Annotated in this window: 31 protein-coding genes; 3 read left to right on the forward strand and 28 right to left on the reverse strand. The window is 51.3% G+C overall.

Annotated features, from left to right (window positions below; translation table 11 throughout):
- Nucleotides 1-152: 152 nt before the first annotated feature.
- The 3 genes from G365_RS0113440 to G365_RS21555 form a co-directional block, all read right to left on the reverse strand.
- Nucleotides 153-1,067: an AraC family transcriptional regulator gene (locus G365_RS0113440; protein WP_019646048.1), complete on the reverse strand. Its 915-nt coding sequence runs from the start codon at nucleotides 1,065-1,067 to the stop codon at nucleotides 153-155.
- Between the two features lie 134 nt (nucleotides 1,068-1,201).
- Entirely contained in the window at nucleotides 1,202-2,047 is an 846-nt protein-coding gene (locus G365_RS0113445; RefSeq protein WP_019646049.1) for an isocitrate lyase/PEP mutase family protein, read from the reverse strand.
- Between the two features lie 67 nt (nucleotides 2,048-2,114).
- The gene (locus G365_RS21555; protein WP_019646050.1) at nucleotides 2,115-3,005 is read right to left on the reverse strand and encodes an EamA family transporter; all 891 of its coding nucleotides are present in this window, start codon (nucleotides 3,003-3,005) and stop codon (nucleotides 2,115-2,117) included.
- Nucleotides 3,006-3,552: 547 nt separating this feature from the next.
- On the opposite strand from G365_RS21555, the gene rpsD reads away from it, so the two are divergent.
- The 3 genes from rpsD to G365_RS23530 all read left to right on the forward strand — a co-directional run bounded on the left by rpsD (nucleotide 3,553) and on the right by G365_RS23530 (nucleotide 6,164).
- Nucleotides 3,553-4,167 (forward strand): 30S ribosomal protein S4, encoded by a 615-nt coding sequence (gene rpsD / locus G365_RS0113455; protein WP_019646051.1) that lies wholly within the window; start codon nucleotides 3,553-3,555, stop codon nucleotides 4,165-4,167.
- Between the two features lie 176 nt (nucleotides 4,168-4,343).
- Complete coding sequence (locus G365_RS23525) at nucleotides 4,344-5,690, forward strand: tyrosine-type recombinase/integrase (protein ID WP_155976266.1); 1,347 nt, start codon at nucleotides 4,344-4,346, stop codon at nucleotides 5,688-5,690.
- A 42-nt stretch (nucleotides 5,691-5,732) separates the two neighbouring features.
- A complete protein-coding gene (locus tag G365_RS23530; RefSeq protein ID WP_019646052.1) occupies nucleotides 5,733-6,164 on the forward strand; it encodes a lysozyme in 432 nt (143 codons plus the stop codon).
- Here the strand turns inward: G365_RS23530 and G365_RS23825 are convergent.
- From G365_RS23825 to G365_RS0113555, 25 genes are all read right to left on the reverse strand, one after another.
- Nucleotides 6,151-6,291: a hypothetical protein gene (locus tag G365_RS23825; RefSeq protein WP_155976267.1), complete on the reverse strand. Its 141-nt coding sequence runs from the start codon at nucleotides 6,289-6,291 to the stop codon at nucleotides 6,151-6,153. The two genes, G365_RS23530 and G365_RS23825, sit on opposite strands and share 14 nt — an antisense overlap.
- Before the next feature lie 2 nt (nucleotides 6,292-6,293).
- Nucleotides 6,294-6,446: a hypothetical protein gene (locus G365_RS24110; RefSeq protein ID WP_169545152.1), complete on the reverse strand. Its 153-nt coding sequence runs from the start codon at nucleotides 6,444-6,446 to the stop codon at nucleotides 6,294-6,296.
- A gap of 4 nt (nucleotides 6,447-6,450) precedes the next feature.
- A complete protein-coding gene (locus tag G365_RS21560) occupies nucleotides 6,451-6,795 on the reverse strand; it encodes a hypothetical protein (protein WP_019646053.1) in 345 nt (114 codons plus the stop codon).
- Nucleotides 6,796-6,808: 13 nt separating this feature from the next.
- Nucleotides 6,809-8,275, reverse strand: a complete 1,467-nt coding sequence (locus G365_RS0113475) for a phage tail protein (protein WP_155976268.1) — start codon at nucleotides 8,273-8,275, stop codon at nucleotides 6,809-6,811.
- 38 nt (nucleotides 8,276-8,313) lie between these two features.
- Nucleotides 8,314-8,874 carry a YmfQ family protein gene (locus G365_RS23535; RefSeq protein ID WP_081628555.1) on the reverse strand — a complete coding sequence of 187 codons (561 nt, stop codon included), beginning with the start codon at nucleotides 8,872-8,874 and terminating at the stop codon, nucleotides 8,314-8,316.
- Between the two features lie 10 nt (nucleotides 8,875-8,884).
- Nucleotides 8,885-9,982, reverse strand: a complete 1,098-nt coding sequence (locus G365_RS23540) for a baseplate J/gp47 family protein (protein WP_081628556.1) — start codon at nucleotides 9,980-9,982, stop codon at nucleotides 8,885-8,887.
- A 37-nt stretch (nucleotides 9,983-10,019) separates the two neighbouring features.
- Nucleotides 10,020-10,454, reverse strand: coding sequence for a phage GP46 family protein (locus G365_RS0113485; RefSeq protein WP_019646056.1), 435 nt, complete (start codon nucleotides 10,452-10,454; stop codon nucleotides 10,020-10,022).
- A gap of 12 nt (nucleotides 10,455-10,466) precedes the next feature.
- Nucleotides 10,467-10,721, reverse strand: coding sequence for a PAAR domain-containing protein (locus G365_RS24565; RefSeq protein ID WP_081628557.1), 255 nt, complete (start codon nucleotides 10,719-10,721; stop codon nucleotides 10,467-10,469).
- The gene (locus G365_RS23550) at nucleotides 10,722-11,366 is read right to left on the reverse strand and encodes a phage baseplate assembly protein domain-containing protein (protein ID WP_081628558.1); all 645 of its coding nucleotides are present in this window, start codon (nucleotides 11,364-11,366) and stop codon (nucleotides 10,722-10,724) included.
- Nucleotides 11,367-11,368: 2 nt separating this feature from the next.
- Complete coding sequence (locus G365_RS23830) at nucleotides 11,369-12,499, reverse strand: phage baseplate assembly protein (protein ID WP_155976269.1); 1,131 nt, start codon at nucleotides 12,497-12,499, stop codon at nucleotides 11,369-11,371.
- Nucleotides 12,496-13,623 (reverse strand): DNA circularization N-terminal domain-containing protein, encoded by a 1,128-nt coding sequence (locus G365_RS0113495; protein WP_026345359.1) that lies wholly within the window; start codon nucleotides 13,621-13,623, stop codon nucleotides 12,496-12,498. The genes G365_RS23830 and G365_RS0113495 overlap by 4 nt, the downstream gene beginning before the upstream one ends.
- Before the next feature lie 48 nt (nucleotides 13,624-13,671).
- A complete protein-coding gene (locus G365_RS0113500; RefSeq protein WP_019646058.1) occupies nucleotides 13,672-15,297 on the reverse strand; it encodes a phage tail tape measure protein in 1,626 nt (541 codons plus the stop codon).
- Nucleotides 15,298-15,466: 169 nt separating this feature from the next.
- The gene (locus G365_RS0113505; RefSeq protein ID WP_019646059.1) at nucleotides 15,467-15,721 is read right to left on the reverse strand and encodes a phage tail assembly protein; all 255 of its coding nucleotides are present in this window, start codon (nucleotides 15,719-15,721) and stop codon (nucleotides 15,467-15,469) included.
- A 70-nt stretch (nucleotides 15,722-15,791) separates the two neighbouring features.
- Nucleotides 15,792-16,154, reverse strand: coding sequence for a phage tail tube protein (locus G365_RS23555; RefSeq protein ID WP_081628559.1), 363 nt, complete (start codon nucleotides 16,152-16,154; stop codon nucleotides 15,792-15,794).
- Nucleotides 16,155-16,167: 13 nt separating this feature from the next.
- Complete coding sequence (locus tag G365_RS0113510) at nucleotides 16,168-17,646, reverse strand: phage tail sheath C-terminal domain-containing protein (RefSeq protein WP_019646060.1); 1,479 nt, start codon at nucleotides 17,644-17,646, stop codon at nucleotides 16,168-16,170.
- Nucleotides 17,647-17,649: 3 nt separating this feature from the next.
- Complete coding sequence (locus tag G365_RS23835; protein WP_155976270.1) at nucleotides 17,650-17,832, reverse strand: hypothetical protein; 183 nt, start codon at nucleotides 17,830-17,832, stop codon at nucleotides 17,650-17,652.
- Between the two features lie 58 nt (nucleotides 17,833-17,890).
- Nucleotides 17,891-18,427: a hypothetical protein gene (locus tag G365_RS0113515; RefSeq protein WP_019646061.1), complete on the reverse strand. Its 537-nt coding sequence runs from the start codon at nucleotides 18,425-18,427 to the stop codon at nucleotides 17,891-17,893.
- A complete protein-coding gene (locus tag G365_RS0113520) occupies nucleotides 18,427-18,738 on the reverse strand; it encodes a head-tail joining protein (RefSeq protein ID WP_155976271.1) in 312 nt (103 codons plus the stop codon). Before G365_RS0113520 ends, G365_RS0113515 begins: the two co-directional genes overlap by 1 nt.
- Entirely contained in the window at nucleotides 18,738-18,926 is a 189-nt protein-coding gene (locus G365_RS23840; RefSeq protein ID WP_155976272.1) for a hypothetical protein, read from the reverse strand. The genes G365_RS0113520 and G365_RS23840 overlap by 1 nt, the downstream gene beginning before the upstream one ends.
- 71 nt (nucleotides 18,927-18,997) lie before the next feature.
- A complete protein-coding gene (locus G365_RS0113530; protein ID WP_019646064.1) occupies nucleotides 18,998-20,677 on the reverse strand; it encodes a phage major capsid protein in 1,680 nt (559 codons plus the stop codon).
- A 53-nt stretch (nucleotides 20,678-20,730) separates the two neighbouring features.
- Entirely contained in the window at nucleotides 20,731-22,125 is a 1,395-nt protein-coding gene (locus tag G365_RS0113535; RefSeq protein ID WP_081628560.1) for a phage portal protein, read from the reverse strand.
- A gap of 15 nt (nucleotides 22,126-22,140) precedes the next feature.
- Nucleotides 22,141-22,644 carry a hypothetical protein gene (locus G365_RS23845; protein WP_019646067.1) on the reverse strand — a complete coding sequence of 168 codons (504 nt, stop codon included), beginning with the start codon at nucleotides 22,642-22,644 and terminating at the stop codon, nucleotides 22,141-22,143.
- Nucleotides 22,610-24,556 carry a terminase gpA endonuclease subunit gene (locus G365_RS23565; RefSeq protein ID WP_081628562.1) on the reverse strand — a complete coding sequence of 649 codons (1,947 nt, stop codon included), beginning with the start codon at nucleotides 24,554-24,556 and terminating at the stop codon, nucleotides 22,610-22,612. The genes G365_RS23845 and G365_RS23565 overlap by 35 nt, the downstream gene beginning before the upstream one ends.
- Entirely contained in the window at nucleotides 24,540-25,001 is a 462-nt protein-coding gene (locus G365_RS0113550) for a hypothetical protein (RefSeq protein WP_155976273.1), read from the reverse strand. The genes G365_RS23565 and G365_RS0113550 overlap by 17 nt, the downstream gene beginning before the upstream one ends.
- Nucleotides 25,002-25,537: 536 nt before the next feature.
- A complete protein-coding gene (locus tag G365_RS0113555) occupies nucleotides 25,538-26,104 on the reverse strand; it encodes a hypothetical protein (RefSeq protein ID WP_019646069.1) in 567 nt (188 codons plus the stop codon).
- Nucleotides 26,105-26,107 lie beyond the last annotated feature (3 nt).

Below are 26,107 nucleotides of genomic sequence, written 5' to 3' on the forward strand. Positions count from 1 at the left end.
GGGCAGAGCCCGCTGTTTTTACGTCTGCTGGCAAAGCCAGCGGGGGGCAGAGCCCGCTGTTTTTACGTCTGCTGGCGAAGCCAGCGGGGGGCAGAGCCCGCCGTTTTACGTCTGCTGTAAAAACGGCGGGGTCTTTGCCTTTATCTGCTTACTCATTCCACCGGCAGCAGGATCAGGGTCTGCAACTGATCGGGCGCTGTGGTGGCGGGGGAGTTGAGGTAGATTTCCTGACAGGGGCGATGGGCGACCTCGTGGCCGCTGTCGGGCAGCCATGTGGCGTAGAGCCAGCTGTAGGCGGCCTCCAGACCGGTATAAGGGCCGGTATACAGGATCTGGGCGTACCGGCCTTCGGGGATTTCCTGCCGCACCAGCGGGGCAAGGTCGGCGATATCGGGGACGGGGCCGTGCAGGGTGATGCAGGCGTCAGCCCGCAGCCGGTCAGCATCGGTCTGGCGCGGGTCGTCGTAACTGATCTGGATCACCTGCGTTTCTGCGGTCAGCAGTCCCTTTTGCCCGGCCAGCATCATCAGGCGTTCAAATACCGGGCCGATGGCGGTATAGGGGCCGGTATGGCGCAGGCTGGCGACGGTGCGGGCGGGCCGGGTGGCGACGGTGACGGCTGCGGTGTCCAGCCCGGCAGGGGCTGACGGGCGGTGTGGGGTTGTGGTCATCGCGGTATCTCCTGTGGGGGCCGGGGCGGGGGCGAAGACGCTGCGGTCCCGCCGCCACCGTGACGGCGGCAGCCCGAAATGGGCGCGGAAGATCCGGCTGAAACTTTCCGTGGCCTCGAAGCCGCAGTCGAAGGCGATATCGGTGACGGTGCGGCGGGAATAGCGCAGGTGCCAGGCCGCCCGCTCCATCCGCAGTCGGCGGATGTACTGGGCGACGGTCTCCCCCATTATCGCGGTGAACAGGCGATGAAAATGATAGGGTGAGAAGTTGGCAACCTCCGCCAGCCCGTCAACCGTCAGCGGCTGGTCAAGGTGGCGCTGAACGTGCCGCACCACCCGGTCAAGACGGCGGAGGTAACCGGGGTCCGTCGTGGTGGGTGTGGGGCTGGCTGTCATCGGAAAAGTCTTTCAGGTCCGGGTGGGGCAGGGGTGCCCGACACCGCCAACAGTGCCGCAGCCGGGCGGATTGCGCCTGACCGTTCTTGCTGACCGTTCTCGCGGACCATTTTTGCTCTGGGGCCTTTCGTGGGTTACGGCACCACCTGTTGCCCGGCGAAGTACTCCTCCATCCGGGCAAAGCCGATGGCCTGTGACACCGCCCCGAAGGTGCCATGCTCCAGAATTTCCTGCGCGGCGCTGATGGCCGCACCATAGGCGGCCCGGGCGAGCGATGAGCCGATGCTGATCCGCCGCACTCCGGCGGCGGTAAGATCGCTGACGCTGAAGGAGATGCCGGGCAGGCCCATAATCACGTTGACCGGGCGGCTGACGGCGGCGCAGACGGTGCGGATGCTGTCCAGATCGCGCAGGCCGGGGGCAAACAGCACGTCTGCCCCGGCTTTTTCAAAGGCCTGAAGACGGGCGATGGTGTCATCCAGATCGGCCCGCCCCCACAGAAAATTCTCGCAACGGGCCGTCAGCACGAAATCAGCGGGCAACCCGGCGCGGGCCTCGGCGGCGGCGGCAATGCGGTCAACGGCCAGCTGAAAGTCGAAGATCGGGTTGGCCGGGTCGCCGGTGTGATCTTCGAGAGAGCATCCGGCCAGCCCGACGGCGAAGGCCGCCCGGATGGTGTCTGCCGCCTCTTCCGGGCTGTCGCCGAAGCCTTTCTCCAGATCAGCGGAGACCGGCAGCGGGGTGGCCTGAACCAGCGTCCGGCAGTGGTCGATCACCATCGCGCGGGGGACTTTCCCTTCCCCGACCCCGTGGGCGAAGGACATTCCGGCGCTGGTGGTCGCCAGTGCCGGAAAGCCAAGGGCGGCCAGCAGCCGGGCTGACCCCGTATCCCACGGGTTGGGAATAACGAAGGCGCCGGGTCCGTCATGGAGCTTGCGGAACGCAGCCCCTTTGGCTGCGGAATCCTGAGGGGCGGTCATGCGGCGTCTCCGTTGAAAGTCAGGCTCACAGCGTGATCTCAGGGCATGAACAAATCAAGAACAATTTTCAGGGGGTCTGTGGCCGCAGCCGCTGCAACAGGCGGTCGCCAAAGGTGTTGAGGATCAGGCCGGACAGGATCAGCGCGGCGGCCAGCAGTTTGGCCGGGGTCAGGCTTTCCCCCAGCAGTAGGGCGGCGCTGCCCATGCCCCACACCGGTACCATCAGGGTAAAGGGGGCGACCTGTGCCGCCGGGTGGTGGCCCATCAGCCAGCCCCAGATCGCAAAGCCCAGCAGGGTGGCGATGGCGGCGAGGAACACCACCGCCCCCCATCCGGCCAGACTGGCGGCCTGCACGGTCTGCCACGCCTGTGCCGGTCCGGCCTCCAGCCCGAAGGACAGCAGCATCAGGGGCACGGGCGGAATCAGGCTGGCCCAGACCATCAGATTCAGCGGCTTTGACCCGGCGCAACGCTTCTGGATCAGGTTGGCGAAGCCCCAGGCGACGGCGGCGCAGATCGCCAGCGCCAGCCCGGTCAGCGGCAGTTCGGCGGTGTCAGCCCCGCTGACGAGTACCCCGATGCCGGAAAACGCGATGGCGGCGGCCAGCACCCGCATCAGGGTCAGCCGTTCTCCCAGCAGCAGCACCGCCAGCAGAATGGTGAAGAACGCCTGCGTCTGCAGCACCAGCGACGCCAGCCCGGCGGAAACCCCGACCTTCATGCTGACAAACAGCAGCCCGAACTTGACCACGCCCAGCGTGGCCCCAAGGGCGACAATCCATTTCCACGGAACATCAGGGCGGCGCAGGAAAAACACCGCCGGCAGCGCCGCGAACAGAAACCGCAGCGCACACAGCATCAGCGGCGGAAAGTCGTGCAGGCCGATCTTGATGACCACAAAGTTGATGCCCCACAGGGCGGTGACCAGAACGGCAAGGGCAATATGCGGCAACGGCATGATGGGGAGTCCGGTTGCGAAAAGGGGTGCGGCTACACTGCGCCCGCTTTTGCCAGCGGTCATGCGGAGAAATGTTGTACGGGACATCTTTTTATGTGTTTTTTTGTTGGGTTTCTTGTTTGTTGGGCCCCTCAGGCGCCGGGCGCGGACATCCGTCCGCTTGGCTTACGCGCGAATGGTCGCGCGGGCCCTCAATGGGCCAGTCGGTACGGCGGAGCCGTACCTCCGTTTGTTGGGCCCCTCAGGCGCCGGGCGCGGGCCTCCGCCCGCTTGGCTTACGCGCGAATGGTCGCGCGGGCCCTCAATGGGCCAGTCGGTACGGCTAAGCCGTACCTCCGTTTGTTGGGCCCCTCACGCGGCGGGCGCGGGCTTTTTCCGATTTCCCGTTTGACATCCGGCGCGGTTTGACGATAATCCGCCCCCTCATTCCCGAGAATGTGGGCACCGGCCTGTCTGCCGTGGCCCCGCCGCCTGAAGCGGGCTGTCAAGCCGCTGTTTCGGGGCCGGACTATCGGGACAACAAACCAAAGCGATCAAAGGACCGACGATGTCGAAGCGTCATTCCGCGAAATATAAGATTGACCGCCGTCTTGGCGTTAACCTGTGGGGCCGCGCCAAGTCTCCGCTGAACAAGCGTGAATACGGCCCGGGCCAGCACGGTCAGCGCCGCAAGAAGCCGTCTGACTACGGCGTGCAGCTGATGGCCAAGCAGAAGCTGAAGGGCTACTACGGCAACATCAGCGAAAAGCAGTTCCGCAAGTACTATGCGGAAGCCGTCCGTCGCAAGGGCGATACCTCCGAGAACCTGATCGGCATTCTGGAACGCCGTCTGGACGCCGTGCTGTACCGCATGAAGTTCGTCCCGACCGTGTTCGCGTCTCGCCAGGTCGTCAACCACGGCCACGTCCGTGTGAACGGCAAGCGCGTGAACATCGCCTCCTACATGATCAAGGAAGGCGACGTGGTTTCCATCCGCGACAAGTCCAAGGACATGGCGCTGATCGTCGAAGCCTCCACCAGCTCCGAGCGTGACGTTCCGGATTACCTGGAAGTCGACGCTAAGGAACTGAAGGGCACCTTCATCCGCACCCCGAAGCTGGCCGATGTGCCGTACCCGGTGCAGATGGAACCGAACCTGGTGGTCGAATTCTACAGCCGTTAAAAAAATCAACAGTTTTTTCAAAAAAAAAGCTAACAAAATCAAGCCCTTAGTAGAAATGCTAAGGGCTTTTTTGACGTTGGGGAGTCGTTGGAGAGTATTTTTAAGCCCTTGAAATCACAGGCGAACGAGTTCACAGTTTTGGGAATTCCTTGGTGGCTTTTTGGGGGTACACATACATGGTGCGGTATCTGGATAAGCACTTCCTCGAGGGCGGGAACGTCCTTTTGTTTCAGGACAGCAGGGCAGTCCGGGGCATATGGCAGGGGCGTTTTAAGGTTCCCGGCGTCAAGGGATATGTTGATAAAAGTTCAGGAACAACCGATTTTGGGGCGGCCTGCGCATGGGCTTCCGAGTTCTATTTTGAACTGAGAATGAGAGTCAGGAACGAACAACCGGTGAAGGTTGTGACCTTCAGAAAAGCCTTTGACAGATGGCTGAAGGAAGGTGTGATAAATTTATCACAGGACAGACAGACCCTTCATCGTGGCATTGGTGCCAGATATCTGCTCGGCTACTTTTCCGATTTCAACGTTGAGTTGATAAATGACGACGATATGGAAGGTTATTGGAACTGGCGTGACACATATTGGACTTCCGGGCCGGGGGCTAACGACCCTAAAAAACGAAAGGATTCCGGGACTCCATCCGTAGCAACTCGGAGGATGGAGCGCGGCTTATTGACGCAAATGTGGGGGTTTTTTCAAAGAAAAAAGCTAGTAAAAACCATACCAAATTTCCCATTACCGACAATGACGAGAGCTGAAAGCGACCCCAGAACCAGCAGAAGACCGCACCTAGAACCCCATGAAATTCGCCAGCTGTTCGATGTAATGGACGAATGGGTGAATACTGAAGACCCATTGAGTCGTACTTACCAGCGTCATTTAATCAAATATGCCATCGAAATTGTATACTACTCAGGGCTTCGACCGGGTGAGTTGTTTCAGCTGCGTTGGTCAGATGTGCGGGTTCAAAACGGGCATGTCACTCTTCAAATTAGAGAAACAACGAAGACCGGCGCACGGGTTTGTGTGCCCATGCCAGAAATTGAGCCTGTACTAAGGGGGCTTCGCGAATGGCTTGGGGACGAAGAAGGATCTGAAAAACTAATATTACGCGCAGAAAAAGGCGGACCGATCAAAAATTTCGGCTTTAAAACCATGAAAAAACTAATGGACTTAGCCGGAGTGGGGGTTGATGGGGATGGAAAAGAAAGAACGCTCTACAGTTTTCGACACACTTACATTACAGAACGTCTTTTAGCTGGGGTTGATGCCTACACAGTAGCGCGGAATTGCGGGACTTCTGTTGAACAAATTCAAAAGCATTATGACCATACGACTAACATACTGAGAGCAGACGCACTGACGCAAGGTGGCGCGGCAGTGGTAGCAAAAGTGCGCAGAACCAGTAAAAAGAAGTCAGAACCAGAAGAGCCATTACCAGACGAGTCAGAAGAAGAGATGATAAAAAGGATAAGACAAGACCTGATTCAGCCAGCAAAACGGCAAATAATATTCTGATAAAACGATAAATACCCCTAGTTAATTCTGGGGGTATTTTTTATGAATTATCTTGACATCATCAAGGAATTTGAAGGCTTTGAATCGAGAGCTTACCTGTGTCCAGCTGGCGTATGGACTATCGGTTATGGCACCACAAAAATCAATAACAAGCCCGTTAAACAGGGGCAGGTCATCACTCAGGCGGAAGCAGAACAAGAGCTGGTCAAGCACTGTGAACAGGTAGAAAGAGACATTCTTCAGCTTGTTAAAGCCCCATTAAACGACAATCAAAAAGGGGCTTTGATTTCATTTGTATACAATATCGGAATTGGAGCGTTTAAAAACAGCACCCTGTTGCGACTGCTAAATGCTGGTGATTTCACTGGTGCGGCTGAACAGTTCGCCAGATGGAACAAAGCAGCGGGTAAAGTGCTGCCCGGTCTAACTAGACGGCGGGCAGCTGAAAAAGAATTATTTGTCAAAGAAGACTAATAATATTGACAAGTTCACCAATCCCGACAACAGGGAGAACAATACCAAAGGCAGCAAAAGCCGGCACAACGATCAAACTATACGCCAGAAAAGCAACAACAATCCACACAGTGATTGATTTCTTCATTTTTACCCCCTTTTTGACTGTATCCAATCAATAATACGGATAGCAGTCCAAATAATCGAAAGTATGGCAGCGATTGCCGGTAAATACTGAGCAATCGCGCCAAAGACTAAAACCAAAGAAGCTAAATCAAGTAAATTTTTACCATCGTGAAACATTTAATCACATCACAATATCGGGGTATCTGAGACGAATTTCATTGACTTTTGACAGCCATTCTTCTTTGGTGCCTTCGTCTCGCTGCCACTTGAAGAACAGGGGGTCTGCCTCCGCTGCGTAAGCCAGCTTACGCAGATTATCAACCTTAGCCTGCTTTTCCTCTGGTGTTTCTTCTACTTCAACGGGGTCAGCCAGCGTCGGCATCCCGTCAACATCTGCGATGATGACCTTGCCGGCAGCCTGCCAATTCATCAGTTCAGCGTGCCGTTCTGCGCTGATCAGCACCGCGCCGTCGGGAATGACATTAAGACCATCAAGATAAAAAGCACCGTCTTTAAAGTAATACATTTATCAATCCCCCTTAATAACCAATAGCAATGATTCGCGGAATGTAAGTCCCCGATGCCGTAGTAGTGTTCGCAAGAAAAACCCCTACCGCGCTATTAGTTGTGTCCGACGCATTTTCAGCAATTGAACAGCCGTTGCCTGACACATACTTAGCAGTAACGCTGACACCGAGCAGCGCATTTGGGAACGTAATTGGGAGCGTAAGGGTTGCCACGGCACCAGACGATGGGGCAGCCGTCATGGCCGAGCCGGTAACCCATTGAAGAATCAAACCTCCGGGCAGCTTCTGCCAGCCGTTAGTGGTCAGACTCTGATTGATGCCAGTAAAAGCACTCATCGGCACCTTGCCAGACACTTCGTTAGCGAGCGAAGTAAGATCAAGCAAACCACTGTTAGTTGCGGCGCTGAAGGCTTTGATGATCGGCAGACGACCGGCATTCCTTGGGCGGGTTTCATTTGAGGTTCGCGGTGTTCCGTTTCCAAGATATTCCCCAGGAATCAATGGGTTAAAGGGGACCGCCGCGCCATTGGTTACATGAACGCGCCCGGCACCGGGGGCGGAAACCGTGGCGGACCCCAGCCCCTCAAGCCCGTTGTTCGTCAACTTAAGTGTCGGGTCAACACTGTTAACCAATTGGAATGCTTGGAAAGCATCATCCTGCCGCCGCCCGAAGTCAGGTTCCGTTCCTGCCTGCGCACGAATAAAAAGATTCCCGGTAATGAGATCAGGCAGACGGAAAGTCGTGGAACCGTCGCCGCTGGAAAACTTCGACCGGTTCGCAACAGAACCAGTCCATTCGGTATCCGAAACAATCATTCCGCTGGCCTGCGCAAACTCCCACAGCTGCGGGTAGGTCGAACGCGCAACCAGTGCGCCATTTTCAATCAAATATCCAGCCGGGGCAGTCTTGCCGGGCCACAGCATTTCCGTACCAACCGGTACAGAGTCAGAGCCGCCGAGCGTAAACCAGTTAGAACCGTTGCTGATAATCAGCAGGGTTTGCCCGGTGCCAACCCGAAAAGACGCAGCAGAATCAATGGTTTCCGCACCAGACGGTTGAACGGTTAGCAGGCCGGGGGAGGAATTACGAACCCCAACCGTAAAACAATTGCCAGCTACAGCAGCAGCCGGCAGATTCAGAACAGAGCTAGTCGTAAAGTTGAATACCTTGTTCTTATCATCAATCAGAGCGGTATAATCGCCCGTTTTAGTTGTGGAAATGAGCCTGAAACCAGCCTCGTCAATAAGCGCACTAATTGCGCTTGCCATCTGAGCATTGTTGTCGGGATCAGGGGTCTGACCGGTCAGCTGAACCACGTTAATAATCTCTTCCTGAACAGCGTTCAGGAAGTCTGCCGTAACCGTCGTGGCCGGGGTACCAGTATACGGGTTGCCACCAGTGAAATAACCGGGGCTAACCGGAGTATAATCCAGTTCTGGCATAGTAGTAACGCGGTTCGGATGCCTAATTCGTTCCATTTTTCACCTTAAAATATAAAAACAAGTCAAGTTATTTATCACTCATACATGAAAATGACATGCGTATGCGCGGGCGAATACTTGCGGATGACACATTCCAGTAGATCAAAACCCCATGTTGATAGGGGTTCACCAGCGCCCGAACCGGCTGAAAAATGCTTGGTGCCAGACCCCCGAACTCTGACTCCCCACACGTGATTCCAAGAATCATTATAAAGCGGCTCACTGACAACCGAACCAGCCGTGAACGGACGGAATTCTTCAATTTTTACAATGTCATAGCCCAGAGAACGCCCCAGCTCCAAAAAGTAGGCAGGGGTCTGCCCACCACGACCGCGCCAGCGGGTAATTAGGGCTTCTCTGCGCTCTTGGGTTGTAGGATTTAGCGAACATTCATCGGGCAGACCGGCTTCCGCCTCCCTCGCAGCGAACATTTCCCCGCTGGTCAAAGGGTTAATTTCAATCAGCAGCTGGTCAGCCCGGTCAGCAGCTGCCTGAAAATCTGCCCCCATAGCAGCAAAAAAGTTTGTGATTTCTTGCCCCTGCCATGCCGGGCCGGGCGGAACAAGCTGGAACAAATGCGGAACAACATTAACCATGTCTAACCCCTTACGCGAAAATTACAGAACCGAACACAATCAAATGGTTCGGGGTGACCGGAACCATCGGTCCGGCAGGGGAGGTGACTGTGTGGCTGGCCTCACCGCTTGCCACACTCACGGCTTCCCAGATCTTGGATACCGGGATTTGCGCACCGGGTGCGCCTTCGCGCCGCAACATTGCCCTGATTTCCGCCTCGACGGCAGCCCGAACGGAAGGAGTGTTCGGGCTAAGGTTTGAAATAATGAAGTCAACAGGCTGTGGGATTGGAGACACTACATAAACAACCGCAGTCACAGGGCGGCGTTCATCAATATAAAGTTGAATATCGTCTGTTACTTCTTCTGGTGGAATACCATTAGTATACAAATCATCCATAAGAACGCGAACCGTAACACTTGCTGCCCCCATCTCACCGGCTGAAACCCAAGCTCTAGTTACTCCCGGATATTCAAGCGCCCAAACCCGATAGTCTCCGGCGCTGCCGCCATGCGGTGGCGTCTGGATTCTGTCAAGAATCCGCCCCCGGTATCCCTGTTTAGTGTAGGGCTTTCCGTCCTGTTCCTGATCTGTTCCGCCAGTGATTGAGGCAACAACAGCAGAAGACTGAACGCCAGACAGCGCCAGCGGAATGGTCATCTGCGCACCCGGTGCGCAATTGAATGCCGCGCCAGCATCAGAAGAGCTGACTGGAACAGACGCGGCACCAGATGGCGGGATTTCTGCTTCGGCAGTCGTATAATAAGAAGCATTATCAGATGTGCGTAAAAGTGTAGTGCCAGCTGGCACTACAGAGCCGGGAAGACCACTGAAATTGACCAACCCAGCTGCTACTGTGGCCTGCTTCCTGCTGACTCCCCAGACCGCTCCCCACCTTTCCAAATATTCAGCTTCAGCACTTAGAACATTAGATTGAAGAGAGATGTAACCCATATGACTGTGAAGCAGGTGAGTCATTCCGGCCTGAACAGCAGCAACAACATCAGTAGTATTGCGTCGCAGATCACTATCAATAGTGCCTAAACGCGCCTCATATTCTGTCTTCGCCTGCTCAATTAGTTCATTCAGGTCAGGCCGAATAAACCCAATATCATTTTGAATATTCATAAAAAGTACCCCAGAATTATATCATCTGGGGTATTTATTACTTCAGGGCCGCCCAAGCATCGCGAATGGTCAAATTCTCAATCGTACCATCTGGTTTTGCGATGGAAATCAATAAATTCACCCTGTCTTTGTTGCTGGCGTCGCGTTCCACAAACACATTTATAGAACTGGCAACCCCATCTTCAATCATCCATTTTAGGGCTTCTTCAGTGTATATTTTGACTCGCTTTAACGTTTCTTCCGTTATCTTTTCGCGGCGCAGCAGCCAGAGGCGAGACCCCATTTTATCATTCTGGACAGCCCCGAACTCGTCACCCCACCAGCCCATCCGGTCTTGATCTGGCGGCAGAATGTCAGAATCTAGGGCACGTCTCCAAGTAAAAAGGGACTGAATGACTGCGCTATGTAGTACATTATCGCCATCAAAATCACCCACAAAAATATCACTATCCCAGCTCAAAAGAAAAACCATAATATTGCCTCATTAATGATCTAGTTGAATACACGATTCACCAGTTAAAATTACATCCCCGCAGCTGGTGAAACACCCGACGAATGCCACTTGCGCGCCAGTATCACTGAAAACACTTGATCCAGTAGTTACAGTTTGTGCCCCATGTATGGGGCAAGAATAAGTATCCCCCACTCGCGCAACTTTCTTTCCACCAGCAGTCGTTTTGCCACCTGTGGTAATAATTCCGCCATGCCCACCAGTGCTTCCAATCGTAGCAACATCCATTTACGTTACCTCCAAGTTGCCATTAATGGAAACGGGGCCGCTGATACCAATCGAACCAGTGACGGAACAGTTAGTACCGGATACTGTAACGTTTTCACCTGTTACAGACACGGAAGAACCGTTAACCGCTACAGTGGAGGCGTTAACAGTCACGGTCTGAGACTGTACCGATACTGTGCTTTCAGTAACGGTAACGGTGGAACTACCTACGGTCAGCGTGATCTGTCCTTCATCTGACACAAGAATTTCTGTTTCAATACCATTGGATGCCCTGATAATAATCTTGCGTTGCCCTCCATCAGTCGAAAGGGCTATGCGGTGTTTTGCCGCAATATGTGCGCTTTGCGGATTATCAAGCCAGCTATAAAGCATCACGTCCCCAGCCGCCGACGCAACAGGCCGGAACCTGCGGTCATCCCGAACTAGACCGATCATGCGGGAACTGGACCCAGAGCGCGCAAGAATCACTTCACTACCCTTGCCGCCGTCAGCTGGCCGGGGGACAGCTGACAGCCCATAATTTTGAAAGAACTCAATGTTATCAAGCAATTCGCCGTCAAGCCCGCTGACCTGACCAGTTTGTAACTTACCGGTATCTGTTGCGAACTTAATAACTCCAACTCTAATTTCTGGATTCTTGCTCATTTTTATTTCCCCTGAACGTCTTTTCGCACCTGCGCATAAATGCCATCATCGCCATCATCTTCGCCCTTTTTGTCTTTCTTTGGCTTCAGCTTCGCAGGGTCAACTTCAAGCGCTTCTTTTGACTTGATGGTCATTTGCGTTTTTGTGCCAGCAGAATCAAGCGAATACGTAATGCTAGTTACCACTAAGTCGTTTGACGTATTCATAAAGTCATCATTTACTTGAATCAGACCGAGTTGCCACAGAGCATCATTTTCTTGCCGCCAGCCCTGAACAGTGATGTTCCAAATCTGACTTTCACCCCGCCTTGCGGAAACCTCCCATTCTGCCTGCGCCTTACAATCAGATAATCCGCCTTCGCCTGACAGATTCTTAGTCAGCTGCTTGCCATTTTTACATCGTGTGTCTTCAGCCGTGTAACTGATCTGGTTTTTTGACTCACCAAACTCTTCATCATCTCCCTTTTGTTGCGCCCTAATTGTCACAAACTGGAAGCGATTAGTGTCATCTGCCGTAAGAGAGGCTGATAGAATGTTGTTATTCTTTGCCCCTGACACATGCTGAAGTCCTGAACTATTACGTTCAGCTGTTGAACTGAAGAGAACTACCCTGCCTTCAGCATCGTCAGTCACGATTAGTTTTCGACTCCAGCACAAGCGCTCAATGACATCAAATGCCTTTTCATCTTGTTCTAACGTGAACACTGGAACAGCTGCCCCCTGATCTGTGTTCGGGGCAAGTACAACATCAACCCCAAATGGGCCACAAAGAGATTTAGCAATATCCAATACAGTCATATTCTTGAATTGAGTTGTCTTTACCTTCGGGCTGGAATCAATAATCTTGCTCGTTAGGCTTCGTCCGCTGATTTTTCTGGTGTGATCTGTTCCGGAATAACTGATTTCTACTTTGTCAATTACTCCAGTGACGACGAGATCTTCACCTGTTTTGTTATCAATTAGGATTTGAACCTTGTCCCCCGGCTTCAGAGTGAGTTGTTCGCCAGTCGAGGGGTATTTCTCGCTAATATCCATAGCGAAGGTGCTTGCTGCTGCCTCTAACGAGCGAGTAATAGTTACGGATTTCCAGCCGCCATAGAGAACAGAATTGACCTTGACCCATACTTTATTCATTTAGTCAACACCTTATATTCATCTGGGATTATAAATGGTGACACGATATTATTTCGTGTCATGATTTCTGCTTCACGGCGGGATGTGCCATGGTGCCGATAACTTGTGATTAGTGGGGAAGGGCGATCACGGTAACTGGCTACCGTGACGCGAGGCTTACGTGAAGCCCGTTCCGTGGTGTCAGTGATTACGGAAGCCCGGAGAGCCTTCATTTCACGGTACAGAGATACCGTACCGGCCCCACCAGCCGCAGAGCTGGTGACAGATTTATCAATCATTGACGTGATGGTGTTCATGTCACCGACCGCATCATCATACGCTGGGGCATCATTGGAGGCGGCAGCACGGGCCGCCGTGGTCACTGACAAAACATTTGTCAGCTGATTTATGGCAGCAGCATTTAATGCCTGCCGGTGGGCAGTGGTGCCGGTCTGCCGAGGCACCTGAACGACTGGCTGTGAGTCCTGAAAGGTAGAAAGCCCTTCAACAATTCCTGGCATCTCATGGACACCGCCAAAAAGTTTGACAAATTCAGCCGCCAGACCTGCCGGGTTGCGCGCGACTGCCAGCAGCGCCCCGCCGTCTAGACCAACCCCAAGTGTCGCCCCCAGCAGTTCGATTGTCGAAGCCGCAGCAAATTCAGCGGCTTCCTGAACGTACCCCGGCCACCCCGCCACATCAAAAGTGTTGATAAAATTAGTTATGGAAGCTGAATCAAGCGCATCGGCTGTTTCCACAACCCTGTCAGACGTGCTGACTCTGCCTTCCGGGTAGCGCTGTTCTCCCACTGGTTGAACCGTCAGGCTGAACGCAGCCATCCGCTGCGACTGATTATCGTGAGTAAGTGAGAGCGATTCGCAATAAACTTCCAACTCCCCAATCAGATCAAGGGTCAGTTTTACCGGGTCAGCCCCATTACAAATCTTAGTCAATTGCGCACAAAGTGCGCTCACGTCGTCGGAAAACAGTGCCCCGGAGATGGTCAGTTTTCGCGCCTTGTTCCCGAGGTTCTCAATAAATGGCACATCTCGCTGTGGGTATTCGTGAGTAACTAGGCGGTTTCCGCATTCATCCGTGATGTTGTTTACGTGAAACTCCACGTCTCCAATCTTATTGATTTTCATTATAAAAATACCCCATGTAATCAAATATCATGGGGTATTTATCTTTTGTCAGTTTGTTAGCTTACGTGCGCCCACATTACTTTGATTGATTTGTGTGCTAGTCGGGCCGGACCCATCAACGGACTTAACAACTAGCCCGTTTTGCGTGTTTTCCAGATTGACGACCACGTTATTTTGTGAATTGATTTGCGGCGCAACAGAGGCAGGCCCCTGCGCAATCCGTTCGTTTGCCCGCTGTGAGAGGGACGGGACAGGCGCACCCGGTGCGCCAGCGATGGCAAGGGTTCCGCCCCCATCAGCAAACGGATTGATGGCGTTCAGCCCCGATTGAACTACAGAATAAAGCTCACCAAATCCAGAACTAATTCCAGCGGTTAAAGAACCGACAATCTGTTTACCCGCGCCTGACAGGTCAAATCCAAATAGATAATCAAGGACGCCACCCCAAAGATCAATCGTCAACTTCAATGGATTGAATTCCTCAAAAACTTTTATTATCCCGTTGACAAATCCTTCATCAAATGCGGCATTAATACCTGAGAACATGTCAGAGAAATACTTGGAGATGGGCGACCAGTTATCCCAGATCATATAGGCGGCAGCAGCAATGCCCGCAGCAATCAAAATAATTGGGTTGGACAGGGCCGCAGCGGTCATTACTCGGATGCCGTTTGTCACAAATCCCAAAGAAGACGCAAACAATTTCACGCCAGCAGCAGCAGGCCCCCAGAGAAGACCTACAGCAGAGACGACAGTAACGAGCATACCCAGACCAGTAACGGATACAGCAATAGTAGATGCGAGTGCCTTATTATTGACAATCCATTCTGACAGCTTATCAATGTATGGAATGAGTACAGGCATTAATGATGTTCCAACGGCAGCAGAGACAGCAGCCAGAGCATTACTCAATCCACGGTTAGCCCTAGCCCAGTTTTTCGCGCCAGTCATGGCATCATCATTCATGATCAAGCCAAGGTCTTCAGCCTGTTTGCCAAGTTCTTCAAGCCCTTTTGAGCCTTCTCCCATGACGTTATATAGTTTTGAAGCCTCATCGCCAAACATTCTCAAAATAAAAGTGGTTCTGGTTGCTGGATCACTGACCTTCTGTAGTTTATCAGACAGCTCTTTGAAGACCTGAATCACATCCTTGGTCTTGCCTTTATTGTCTTTTAGGCTGATACCAAGAGACTTATACATTTTTTTATGGTCTTCGGCACCCGTCAACGCATCAATCATGCTTTCTTGGAGGGTTTGGAGGCCGTCGCCAACCCCCTCGAGATCAACTCCGACGCCAGCGGCAGCATAGCCCAGCTTCTGAAACTCAGTCGCATTTAGGCCAAGTTTGTTAGTCCACATATGGATTTCAGCGGCTTTTTCAGCTACTTCATCAAATTTTTCCTTCGCACCTGCCAGCGTTAGCGAGCCGCCGACCAATCCCAGCACCTCACCAAATCCGCCGACTTTTTCGTTGAGGTCGTTGAGACTGCCTTTAAATTGGGCAGCGGACAGGTTCAAGCGTTTAAAAGAGGCACTTTCCCCAATTTTAGACAAAGCCTTATTCGTAGAAGCAACGGGTGATTGAATTGAAGAAATGGACGAACCAATCTTTTTAATTGGTTCGCTTATTTTGTCCACGCCCTTGAAAATGGCAGAAATGGAAAAACTCTTCATTCAATCACCTTCTATTACTTTTTATATGCTTCCGCCTCTCTACCAATTACTCTTTCCGTTTGTGAGAGCCAAGTACCGAGGTATTCATTATTTAGCGGAAACCCGTCTATTTCTTCACGGCCCCAGCCCCAATACCGCCCCAGATCAAAAACAGTTTCGATAAATCGGTTCAGCTGAGGGCAGAGGACAAAAAATCACTTGACTTTGCGATGATTTCTTTGGCCTGCCCAAGTGGGAGGTTACTAAACACAACGTCAGAATGACCGGCAAGCCGCGCAATCAACTTCACGGTGTGTTCCAGCTGGTTTTCAGATGCGCTCAAGTCGAGCCCGTACAAGTCTTTAAGAACAGGTTCCCGCAGTTCAAGTTTTTCGATGGTCTTGTTTCCAATAGTGATAGGGTTTTCAAGCTCAATGACACACATTTCAGTCTCCTAAAAAAATAATGATGGGGAATGTTCCCCATCATTATTTATAAATTCAGCCCATTTTAAGTTAAGACTGAGTAACCGCCCCGGACCATTCAACAGCAATAGTGCCGCCATCAACAGAAACCTGCCAGTCACCAGTCGGGATTGCTTCATCCATAGTAAAAGTCATTCCGTTGGAAAGCGACAATACTACAGTGGCACCAGTGCTATTCTTCAGGTCAGTGACATTTACATCACCAGAAAGGTAGATTTCACCGCTGATTACACCAGCGGCGAAAGTCTCTTTGTAGACGTGAGTACCATTCGAGGCAACCATTACTTCGCGGGTAGGGCCACCCGGAGTAATTGAGAAGGTTCCAGAAGTATCGAAGGAAGTACCATCCAGTACAATGGTTGCCATCCCACCAATATGATTTGATTTAGCCATAGTTCTTTACTCCTTAATTGCTTTCCAGCACGAATTGATTCTGAACGGCAAAGATTCGCAGCTGATTAATCAGATCCGGGTTCATCCGCACATTCAGCCGGTTCGGATTGCTGATATCGCGTTCCACAATCAACCCCTTGGCGAAAATGTCAGACCGTTCAACCAGCCCAAGGGTTTCCAACCTCTGGTAGATGGCGATCAGTTCAGCCTTGATGATGGCCGGTGTGACAATGGCCTGACCGGCCCCGAAGCGCGTGCCATCAGCGGCCAGCTTGTGCCGCGCATATTTGCTGGTGATCACAGACCGCAACTCACGGTTGACACGGGCAAGGGTCGCGGGCGTTTCCACATCAAGGAAGGAGATATCAGAGTCACCAAACAGGTTCTTCTGAAAAGTAGTAACACAACGGTCCCACACCAGTTCGCCAGACACGACCTTAGTAGTAGCAATGCCCGACGAAAGGAGGATGTTAGCTTCGTTGAAAGCCCAATCATTGGTGGATTTGGGGGCGACGACACCCTTAATCACCAGAGACTGAATAGGCCGGGCTGGATCGTTTGTCAGTTCCCGACCGGCCACCGTACCAGCGGCAGCAGCAATGACATAAGACGGGGACGGCGAACCATAACAACCAAGGATTGAAACATGCGGATCATTGCGGCTCTCACCAAACGTCACCAGTTCACTGAATGTTTCAGCCTTGGCGGTGAACACGTGGCCATAACGCTGAGTTGAATATCCCCAGCGGCCAGCCATGAAGTCGCGCAGAATGTTCAGGGAATTCACATCCGAATAGGCGGAAATGATATATTCAAAATCGCCTTCTGGTAGAATGGAAGACAGGTCAGTCAGATCAACAACACCAGCGCCCCCAGCCATCTGGGAGACAGTCAGCGCCAGACCAGCGGGCAGGGATTCGCCAGCATCCGCGCCACCAAAATTGACAAGAATCGGGCAGTCATTTCCGATGCTTCCCACCTGCTTGTGCGTCATCGTCACGACGCCAGCGGCAGCGGTGGCAGTGATCGGCAGATCAGGCATACCATTGATTTTGCTGACGATTTTCGCGGCCACATCGGCGACAGTGTCACCGGCAGAAACATTCGTAGACACACGGGTTCCAGCCACGTACAGGAAGATGGTTCCGGCAGAGGTGGGGGCAGACGTGATGGTGATGGTTCCGGTGGCAGCAGTGCCACCAGTCGGCTCGGGCAGGGCCACAGCCACACAATCCATGATGGTGTTGTTCGCGAAATGCGCGGCAACCATGCCAGCCAGAACCGATCCAGCGCCAAACAGCTGCCGCGCCTGCCCGGCAGAACTAACGCGAACAGGTTCAAGAGTGGCGGCAGACCCGGCAGAAGTCTTCTGACCGATAATCAGGAATTTGTGATCCTGACTGTAAATATTGGCCTTGGAATTGTCGATTTCCACATAGAACAACGGCTTCATCAGGCCAGAAGACGGGATAGTACCGAAAGAAATAGCCATTTATTATTTCCCCTTTTTATTTTCAATTACAGGAACGAGATCCCCGGAAGCAATCAGGCGCTTAATGGCAGCCCGTTCAATACCTTCCAGCTGATCTAGATCAACTTCTTTAAGAACTTCCCCGCTTATAGGATGCCGAACGGTCAGGGGAGTACCGTCTTCCTGTTTCTTTGGTGCGTATTTCACTGTAAAAAACCCTCAAATGTGTTAACACTGAGGGTATTTATAATTCTGTTCATTTTGATTACGTGTTTAGTTTTATTTCAATTTCCGAATCAATAATGCCATCTGCTTCAACTATATCTTCCTCAATGAAGATAGTGTCAAGGGCATCAATAATCATTCCAGTTGAATCAATTAACGGATCGTACTTTTCGCTATACACGCAATCAAACTTGAACTGACGAACTACCGTTTGCTTGGAATCGTTCAGGAAGCCATCTTGAAATGAATGAGATACTTCTTCAAACAAGTCTACCCATGCGCCATTCTGATAGAGGGAGGCCAAAATGATTGCCGTGATGGTATCAACTGCGGTCCCGTAATTCTGGCCTGATGTTTCCACAGAAAGGTCAATGTTTAAAGTTGTATTTGTTCGGAACAGTGGTGAATTACCGATTGAAGTGGCGCGTTCGTCAGAGGTAGTGACGACGATACAAGCCTTGTTCCCCTTGCCAATCAGGTGCTTTGATGGGTCCAGCTCGGAATTTAGAACCGGCATCGGCAGGACATTTGATAGAATATCAACGGTTTTGTTACGAATTACTTGTCTGTGAAGCATCACATTCCCCCGGTTTCGACTAGATAAACCACAGATACACCCTGATAATCGTTCTGAATATCCGCAGTTCTGAACATCAAGCTGCGGATTTGAACGGTAAAACCATCTTCAAATCCGCCGATATCTTCCGATCTAACCGTCAATTTTGGGTCGTAACTGGTATGCCGCAGGTCATTAAATTCATCACTTTGTGGCAGGGCATCGAACAAGGCTTTGATGGTTTTTTCAGTCGGCATTGTGGGGTTGATTGTTACTGTTTCACCAATCAGCCCAATCATCATTCCGATTTGAGACGAACTAATACCAACCATTACGCCACCTTTTTCTTGCGGGTAACGGGTTTCTTGTTTTCTTCAACCTTCTCTTTTACATCTTCAATGTGTTCAACGACGCGCCCAAGGGCTTTCAGGGTGTGGAACATTTCAACGTCAATTTCAATCACGTCACCTTCTGAGACGTGCCCATTAAGGTTAAAGTTGCTAATTGCTTTGGCTTTCATGTCATTCTCCAAATGAAAAATACCGGGAAATTGCTTCCCGGTATTTATTCAAGTGTTCGATTACAGTGCCATTACGCAGTAATATTGATAGCCTTCACGAACGCAGCCGGGTTGGTCACGGCGGCATCAACCATCATGCTGATCGAGACTTCAATCTGGCCCTTGTTTTTCTGCGAATACGGATCAACCAGAACGACAGGAGCGCCCCAGTCGGCCACGGTGAGGTGGCTGAAATCACCGGCAAGACCCACCGATTTCGGGGAGGCCGTCAGGTGATTGGTAACGAGGTAGTTACTACCTTCAGCGGTCGTGCCTTTCTGGGTAATACAACGGTAGGAGTCTGTACCAACCAGAACCGGGGTGCGCTTCAGCAGGGCTTCAGTCTTACTATTGAAGATGTAAGTCGGATTGACAGCATTGGCAGCCGCGACCATGCCGGACATGCTCACCAGTTCGGTGAAGCCAAAGCCGGAAGTGGCATCAACCGAGCCAATACCAGCGGTTCCCAGCACCTTGCCAAGAACATAGGCTTCAAACTGCGCACTCAGTGCGCGACGCAGGGCATCAACCACATAGGATTCGACGCTGAAACCGGCCTGCGACATCAGTTCCATGCTGACCGGAACAACAGCCTGTAGGCGCTTGCCCACCAGCGTAATACCACTGGTAGAAATGTCAGAGGCGCTAACAGTAGCACCTTCGTTGTAGGCACCGACAGACGGAACAGACAGTTCGACGGGGATCTGAACCTGACCGGTCAACCCTGACAGCGTTCGCACCGGGAGGGAGGCCAGAACCGACGCATTCAGCAGGGCTGGCACAACCCCAGCCTGAGAAATGGTGGTAAATTCGCCACCTACGCCAGCAGTGGTAGAGGCGCGGAACAGGGTTTCAGTCGGCAGCTGGAAAGAGCGGGAACCGCCTTCAGTGGCAGCGCGCAGCTGCCCGGCAAAGTCAAAATCAGAACCACGGTTAGAAATAATGCCAGCCGTGCGGGTAATATTTTCAGTCATATTGTTACCTCTTTTGATATCAAAAACAGAACGATTGTTCGTTTTATTTATCATGGAGGCATTTTTAGTATTGACTTCTTCCGTATCTTCTTCTTCGTCTTCTTCTTCAACAGTGACTTCAACGGTCACATCTTCAGCCGGTTCTTCCGTGTCTTCAACCGTGTCTTCAACCGTGTCTTCAGTGCCTTCAACCGTGTCTTCAACCGTGTCTTCAACCGTGTCTTCAACCGTGTCTTCAACCTCTTCAACCGTGTCTTCAGTGCCTTCAGTGCCTTCTTCTTCGTCTTCTTCTCCAATTGCGCGACCAATGCCGACGCTTTCATCAGCTGGAACGCTCACAAGACTGATTTCAAACGGCTTCCACTTACAAACAACATCAGAACCAGTCTTCTTCATGTCCGTAATGACATAGCCAACGGACACATTCTTGCGAATTCCGTCTAGCACGTCCTTCAAGACTTCCTGCGCCAGCTGGTTATTGCTGAATTTAACTTCAGCAATTGATCGCGAATCCTGAATAGTGGCATTGACCACAACACCAATTAGCTTTTCGTGATCGTGATCGAGGAGGAGGGGGGCATTTCCGCTGGAAATGAACGAGAAATCCGCGTCTCCTTCTTTGTGCGAGAGGATTTCGTTCCCGAACTTACGCGGATATGGGGCTTCGCTGGCGAATGACAGGGTAATGACACCATCACGGTGTTCAATGGATCCAGCGCGATAATACTTTTTATCCATAATTACAGGCACCTTTATTAGTTTTAGGTGCCTGTATTTATGTTTTTATGACCTTATTCAGCTGTATTATCTGGTTTAATGCTTTCAGCAAGCTGCCCGATGGTGATTCCGAACTCTTCCATCAGGGCTTTATCTTGCTTTAGCTGGCTAAGGTGGTCCCGGAAGTCTTTGCCAAGTTCCTGTAGGGCTTCCGATGGAGTGACAAGACCAAGTTGAAGTTGAAGCTGGATTGCCTGCGCATCCTTCAGCGGATCGACCCACTCCCACCCGTCACCAGACCAGACGGCAGCATCATCAAGTTCAGACAGCTCAACATAGGCCGGAATATTACCAAGTTCCTGTTCAAAAGCTGCCCACTTGTTGAAGAATACAGTACAGAATTTCTCAATGATGAACTCTCTACGGCGCTTATAGTGTGCTTTTTCTAAAAGTTTGTCTTCTCGCAGAGATGAATAACTTACAGATTCAAAGTCACCCGCCAATTTATTATATGACAGGTTCATGCCTGCGGCAGCACCCCGGAGACTTGACTTAATTACTGTTGCGTGTTCTGCGCTCGGGAACGGGCTTTCTGTGAACTTTAAGTTCAATCCAGCTGGAATAACTGGCGTACTACCCAATTCAAACGGCACCTGCGGAACATCCCCGAAGCCCATATCAGCAGCTTCTAGCCAAGAGTCGGTAACTGCTGCTTTTTTTGATGCCAGCAGGTGGGCATCCTGAAATTGATCGACCCACTGAAGTTTAGACAAAGAGCTGTTAAAGTATGGAAACCCCCGAACAGCAGAGGCGCTTTCTTGCCGGAAGACATGAATGATTTCTTCTGCCGGGATGAATACAGTCTTGCCGTTGGGAATATAGTAATCATCAAGGCTTGTTCTTACGTGATACCCCGTCACTTTGCCGAACTGGTTCATTTCAATGCCATTTGCGATGAACGAGCCACCCGGAAGTTCACGATTGATCGTTTCGTCTACCTGATCACTTTCCAGCACCTGACATTTGATGCCTTCGTCCGTCTTATAAAGCCGAATAAAGCATTCACCATCCACCAGTTCAGTACGTTCAATTAGCTCCAAAAGGCTTTTAAATGTGTGTCTTCCGTCAACAGTTATGCTTTTACCTGCCTCCCAAAAGAGATTTTCAATGGCTTTCAGGTCTTCCAACGTCACAGTCTGGAAGTCCACATGATGGCGAAGGGACAGGCGAAGGCCGGAACCAAGGGTGTTGATTCTAGACAGCTGAATAGCCCTAGCCGCGTAAGGGTTTACGCTGGCGGCATGACGGGAAGCACCCCGTGCGCCTTTCAGATTGTTCGTAATTTTATGTTTATTGCTTTGATTTGTAAGGCCCAAGGTGTTCTGAAGTGGGGACCCGTTGAAGTCGCCCCATCCGCTGCGCACTTCCGTTTCTGATTTGTTCTTCCGTTGCCAAAACTTCCAATTCATATCTACACCTATTAATTAATTTTTAAAAATGATGGGGGAGGAGGCGATCACGGGGCGGCCTTCGCGTGTGGCCTTCTCCCGCGCCACCTCGTTTCTGAGACTGGTTCGCAAATTCACCAGCTCTGACAAGCTCCGACTCTGAAGGGTTCTGCCTGCGATTGAAAATGATTGCTGTTCGAAGGTTGCCTGATTGGTCAAGACCGCTTCCAGCGCACTGAGTGCGCATTCGGCAAAGCTACGAACGTCAGTGACAGCGCCGGGGGCAGACCTGACGGTCAGCCTGTCCTGTTCCACGATCTGGCGGCTTCCTGCGTCAGATGTGAAAATTAGATAATAGTCATATTCACCAGCTGGTAGCGCACTGGTTGCGCTTTCATCAAGCATCACGCCATCAGCATCGCCACCCACTGACAGGGCAGCAGGGCCGGATAGAATCAAAGAATAAACGCCGTTCTGTTGCTTATTCTTTGGTTCAACATGAATACTAAAACCTTGAAAAACGTCCATTGTTACCACCATTCGCGAATAATCCAGTAGAAGTATTTATGCGGGATGGGGTATTTGCTTGCTGCTGACGTGCCTGTTGCGTGCCTTTATTCGTGTCTTCAATGCGTTTTAGTGTCTCATTCATGTTCAAAGTAAGGGAATATGCTGCCGCAAGCGCGTACACTCTACAGTCAAGTGCTTCGTTTCTGACGCCAGAGGCGCAGTACCAATAGTGTGTTTTTCTGCCTGTTTTGGGGTCAGTTTTGCTCTTTTTCTCTTCCGCCGTAAGCATACGGAAGTAATTATCAGGCAGGTGTTCTGGGAAATGGCAGTATCCGTTCTTACCTGACTGGATTTGTTTAGTAATTTCATCTAGTAATGGTTCAATTTCTAGCGAAGTGTATACTTGTTCCTTAGCCTTGCTAACTCCAACCGTAAGAACTTTACGCCCATTGCCTTTCAGTTCTGTGATTCGCTGGGAAATGATTGGGGAGTCATACGTGTTGCTACCCCGTACCCCAAGGATAGGGCCGGTTTTGGGGGCGATTCTATTAAGTCTTTCAATCTGATTTGTTACATTCGTTGATTCGTATGACGTATCAACAAACGTCAGTTTAACTGGGAGAACTACCCCATCAACTCGCGTATATTGCTGCGAAATAATGGTCTTTAACTGGTCCCATGCTTCAGGGTCTTCTGGCGGAAGCGGAATTACTCGATAGTCTATACACCAGCTTTCCAGACCAGCGCCCCAGCCGACAATCTCCAATTCAATTCTGTCTTTCTGTACGTCAGCACCACAGGTAAGTGCTACCACTTCATTGGGAATTGTTTGTGGTGAATAGCTTTCAACTCTGTCATTGAGCTTAATTACGTCTGGTCTTGCGCCAGCATCCGACCACCATTCCGCTAACTTGTTGTTTACAAAGCTCTGAAGTGCGTTCAAGCCGCCTGTTTTAGTGCTTTCCCAATCCATCGCCAGCCGCTCCAAGCTGGTTAAGTCTGACAGGAGCGTCGGAAACCGGAAGCCAATCCATTGCCCCCCGGAGCGGGTGGCGCGCCATTCCCCCCTGTTGATGTTCTTCTTTCGTTCCGTGTCATTCCAGCCTTCGCCGCACGACGAGCAATAATATTGCGCGGTGTGGAACAATGGTCTGTCCACTTCGTCGCGCTCCCACCTGACGCGGAATGTTCCATCTTTGTTCCGCCAATCCAAGACCTGTTCATGCCCGCAATGGTGGCAAGGAACAAAAAACTCGCGCTGATCTGAGTCATTCCAGAGTGGTTCCAGCTGACATAGGTCACGGGTTCCGGGGGTTGAGTTAACAACAGCTCGCATCTTCTTATGCGTGGTGGCGCGATTAAGCGCCAACTGAACGGGGGAACCTTCTCCACCGGAGGTTCCGCCCCAGCCGCTCACTTCTTCCAAAAACAAATGTTTGATACTTTTCCCGCGCAGCTGAGACGGGCTGTTCTGTGACGCAAAGGTCACACTGCCCCCCCGGAAACTTTTAGAAAGAATAGTATTTTGTGCGGTTCTTGACTTAAAAGCCGCAAAATGTTCAGTGAGGAGTGGGCTTTCCTGAATGAAACTCGCCAGTCTGGTGTTTGACAAGTCAGCTGCGCTGGCTTCGTCTGTGCTAACGATCAGCTGGCGGGAAGGCTCATGTACTGCTGCCCACAAGGAAAGCCCCATTAACATTGTGGTTTTGCTGACCTGTGCGCCGCCGACAACGACGATCTTTTGCGCACCCGGTGCGCCATAAAAATTTAACAAATCCCTCTGCGGTTTGCTCCACCGCACCGGCCCGGTGATGGCAGACCCCCCGGCAGAACTAAGAATCATATGTTCTTCCAGCCATTCAGCTGGTGGGATTACCTCTTGCTCTTCCAGCAGTTCAACCATCAGCCCGATTAGTTGATTAATCTTAGTGCCGGAGGTCATTCAATGCGCTCCGAAACTTACCAACTACTCTGTTTAGTTCAGATTCAATCAGCTTTTCTGCTTCTTCTGCGTCCTGACATGACAGAAGGGCGCGGGAAAGGGATGCCGGAAGTTCGGCCACACTTGCCTTCAGTTCAGTCACGGCTTCCCCGACAAGTGCCTTTACTGAGTCGTATTCAATGAGCTTTTCTTGCTCTTTTTCTAGCTCCAATTCTGCCAGCAGCGCGTTAGCTTTTTCGCGTCTTGCTTTCCAATATGCTGAAGTCTCTGTTTCTTGTTCGGCACCAGCGCCATTCTTGTATTCAAGGATGGCAGTTTGAACTTCATCAGGATCGAACTTGCCGTGTTCATCTGACACAATCACACCAAGGCGCTTGTACTTGTGTAGCGTCTGGCGGCTGACTCCAAGTTCAATCTCTAGTTCACTGATATTCATCTTAGTCAATTGCTTTTCTCCTGATCTGTGTCAGGATTATTTAGTCATTTTGATGATTTTTTTGTTGTAAACTTGATTTTTTTTATGAGTGGCTGCGAAACATATGCGCGAGCGCACCACCCCAATTTGAAAAAGGGCCAGAGGGACCCATTTTTGGGGTTATTTTGGGCCATTTGGCACGGTTTTTGCCGTATTTGGCCTATTTTTACCCTATTTTAGGCCCTTTCTAGACTAAAATAGGCTTTTTCTCTCTCAAAATGGCCTTTTCCTAGCAGAAAACAGCCTTTTGCCTCCTGTTTTTACCCATTTGCTCACTGATTTACAGGAGCGGGGGACACCATCATCAGCCCTACCAACCATAGCTTTTTATTGGTGATGCCCCCCTAAATGTTGTGTCAGACAGGAGACGAGAGAGGAGAGACAGACACAACATCATGAAAGTATTTAGCAATTTGCCAATAAAAAAAGCCCCCCAATGGGTGAGGTCCATTAGGGGGCTAAGTCTAGTGAGGTGTGTAGGGCTTCGCTTCCTACGCATCTATTTATCACTTAAGGGCATCTATTAAGTACTTATATAACAGGTCTGAGAACTTTTTTTGTGTGGCGGACTCAATTGTATCTTGAAAGTGAAGGCGCGGTTGATAAGTGCTTTTCTCTTCCAGACCATACAGAGTTCTAGTTCCGCCATTGGGCATTCTCTGAGCAATGACCTTTCCTTTTCGACTGTTCATTGTGAAAACATCTTCTCGCTTCAACAGCGCCTTTGGGCGCATCGCGCGCGGTACTTTTGTAGTTCCTTTGACCTTTCTTGTCGGGACATTGAGGTTCTTCTTGTCGGGGGTGATGGTGCCGCCTTCCTCATGTTTGGTCAGGAATTGTGCCCGCTCCAAAATGCCAATTGTTGCTTCTAAGCTATCTTTTGTTGCTTTTGTTACGCTCACTGACCGGGGAATGAAGTTGCCTGACCGCAAGGTAAACTCCGATTCAATCTTATCAATCAGCTCCCGACGAGCTTCAAAGCTCATACTGTTCAGGGCGCGCATCATCGCGTATGGCAGCTGTTTAGCTCCCCCTCTTGACAGCCATTCACCAAACTCATTATAAAAATCCATACC

This window comes from Novispirillum itersonii subsp. itersonii ATCC 12639 (assembly GCF_000381985.1).
Classification (GTDB): Bacteria; Pseudomonadota; Alphaproteobacteria; order Rhodospirillales; family Rhodospirillaceae; genus Novispirillum; species Novispirillum itersonii.

Bases quoted from the DNA above. Each gene is read 5' to 3' on its own strand.
- G365_RS23540 (WP_081628556.1), bottom strand. From the start codon at position 9,982: ATGAATATTCAAAATGATATTGGGTTTATTCGGCCTGACCTGAATGAA.
- G365_RS24565 (WP_081628557.1), bottom strand. From the start codon at position 10,721: ATGGATGTTGCTACGATTGGAAGCACTGGTGGGCATGGCGGAATTATT.
- G365_RS23535 (WP_081628555.1), bottom strand. From the start codon at position 8,874: ATGGTTAATGTTGTTCCGCATTTGTTCCAGCTTGTTCCGCCCGGCCCG.
- G365_RS0113555 (WP_019646069.1), bottom strand. From the start codon at position 26,104: ATGGATTTTTATAATGAGTTTGGTGAATGGCTGTCAAGAGGGGGAGCT.
- G365_RS0113445 (WP_019646049.1), bottom strand. From the start codon at position 2,047: ATGACCGCCCCTCAGGATTCCGCAGCCAAAGGGGCTGCGTTCCGCAAG.
- rpsD (WP_019646051.1), top strand. From the start codon at position 3,553: ATGTCGAAGCGTCATTCCGCGAAATATAAGATTGACCGCCGTCTTGGC.
- G365_RS0113515 (WP_019646061.1), bottom strand. From the start codon at position 18,427: ATGCTTCACAGACAAGTAATTCGTAACAAAACCGTTGATATTCTATCA.
- G365_RS23565 (WP_081628562.1), bottom strand. From the start codon at position 24,556: ATGACCTCCGGCACTAAGATTAATCAACTAATCGGGCTGATGGTTGAA.
- G365_RS0113495 (WP_026345359.1), bottom strand. From the start codon at position 13,623: ATGAAAATCAATAAGATTGGAGACGTGGAGTTTCACGTAAACAACATC.
- G365_RS23825 (WP_155976267.1), bottom strand. From the start codon at position 6,291: ATGAAGAAATCAATCACTGTGTGGATTGTTGTTGCTTTTCTGGCGTAT.
- G365_RS23525 (WP_155976266.1), top strand. From the start codon at position 4,344: ATGGTGCGGTATCTGGATAAGCACTTCCTCGAGGGCGGGAACGTCCTT.
- G365_RS23830 (WP_155976269.1), bottom strand. From the start codon at position 12,499: ATGAATAAAGTATGGGTCAAGGTCAATTCTGTTCTCTATGGCGGCTGG.
- G365_RS0113505 (WP_019646059.1), bottom strand. From the start codon at position 15,721: ATGTGTGTCATTGAGCTTGAAAACCCTATCACTATTGGAAACAAGACC.
- G365_RS23845 (WP_019646067.1), bottom strand. From the start codon at position 22,644: ATGGTGGTAACAATGGACGTTTTTCAAGGTTTTAGTATTCATGTTGAA.
- G365_RS23840 (WP_155976272.1), bottom strand. From the start codon at position 18,926: ATGAAAGCCAAAGCAATTAGCAACTTTAACCTTAATGGGCACGTCTCA.
- G365_RS0113500 (WP_019646058.1), bottom strand. From the start codon at position 15,297: ATGAAGAGTTTTTCCATTTCTGCCATTTTCAAGGGCGTGGACAAAATA.
- G365_RS23530 (WP_019646052.1), top strand. From the start codon at position 5,733: ATGAATTATCTTGACATCATCAAGGAATTTGAAGGCTTTGAATCGAGA.
- G365_RS0113535 (WP_081628560.1), bottom strand. From the start codon at position 22,125: ATGAATTGGAAGTTTTGGCAACGGAAGAACAAATCAGAAACGGAAGTG.
- G365_RS21555 (WP_019646050.1), bottom strand. From the start codon at position 3,005: ATGCCGTTGCCGCATATTGCCCTTGCCGTTCTGGTCACCGCCCTGTGG.
- G365_RS0113530 (WP_019646064.1), bottom strand. From the start codon at position 20,677: ATGGATAAAAAGTATTATCGCGCTGGATCCATTGAACACCGTGATGGT.
- G365_RS0113440 (WP_019646048.1), bottom strand. From the start codon at position 1,067: ATGACAGCCAGCCCCACACCCACCACGACGGACCCCGGTTACCTCCGC.
- G365_RS0113475 (WP_155976268.1), bottom strand. From the start codon at position 8,275: ATGGAACGAATTAGGCATCCGAACCGCGTTACTACTATGCCAGAACTG.
- G365_RS23555 (WP_081628559.1), bottom strand. From the start codon at position 16,154: ATGGCTAAATCAAATCATATTGGTGGGATGGCAACCATTGTACTGGAT.
- G365_RS0113510 (WP_019646060.1), bottom strand. From the start codon at position 17,646: ATGGCTATTTCTTTCGGTACTATCCCGTCTTCTGGCCTGATGAAGCCG.
- G365_RS0113520 (WP_155976271.1), bottom strand. From the start codon at position 18,738: ATGGTTGGTATTAGTTCGTCTCAAATCGGAATGATGATTGGGCTGATT.
- G365_RS21560 (WP_019646053.1), bottom strand. From the start codon at position 6,795: ATGTATTACTTTAAAGACGGTGCTTTTTATCTTGATGGTCTTAATGTC.
- G365_RS23550 (WP_081628558.1), bottom strand. From the start codon at position 11,366: ATGAGCAAGAATCCAGAAATTAGAGTTGGAGTTATTAAGTTCGCAACA.
- G365_RS0113485 (WP_019646056.1), bottom strand. From the start codon at position 10,454: ATGGTTTTTCTTTTGAGCTGGGATAGTGATATTTTTGTGGGTGATTTT.
- G365_RS24110 (WP_169545152.1), bottom strand. From the start codon at position 6,446: ATGTTTCACGATGGTAAAAATTTACTTGATTTAGCTTCTTTGGTTTTA.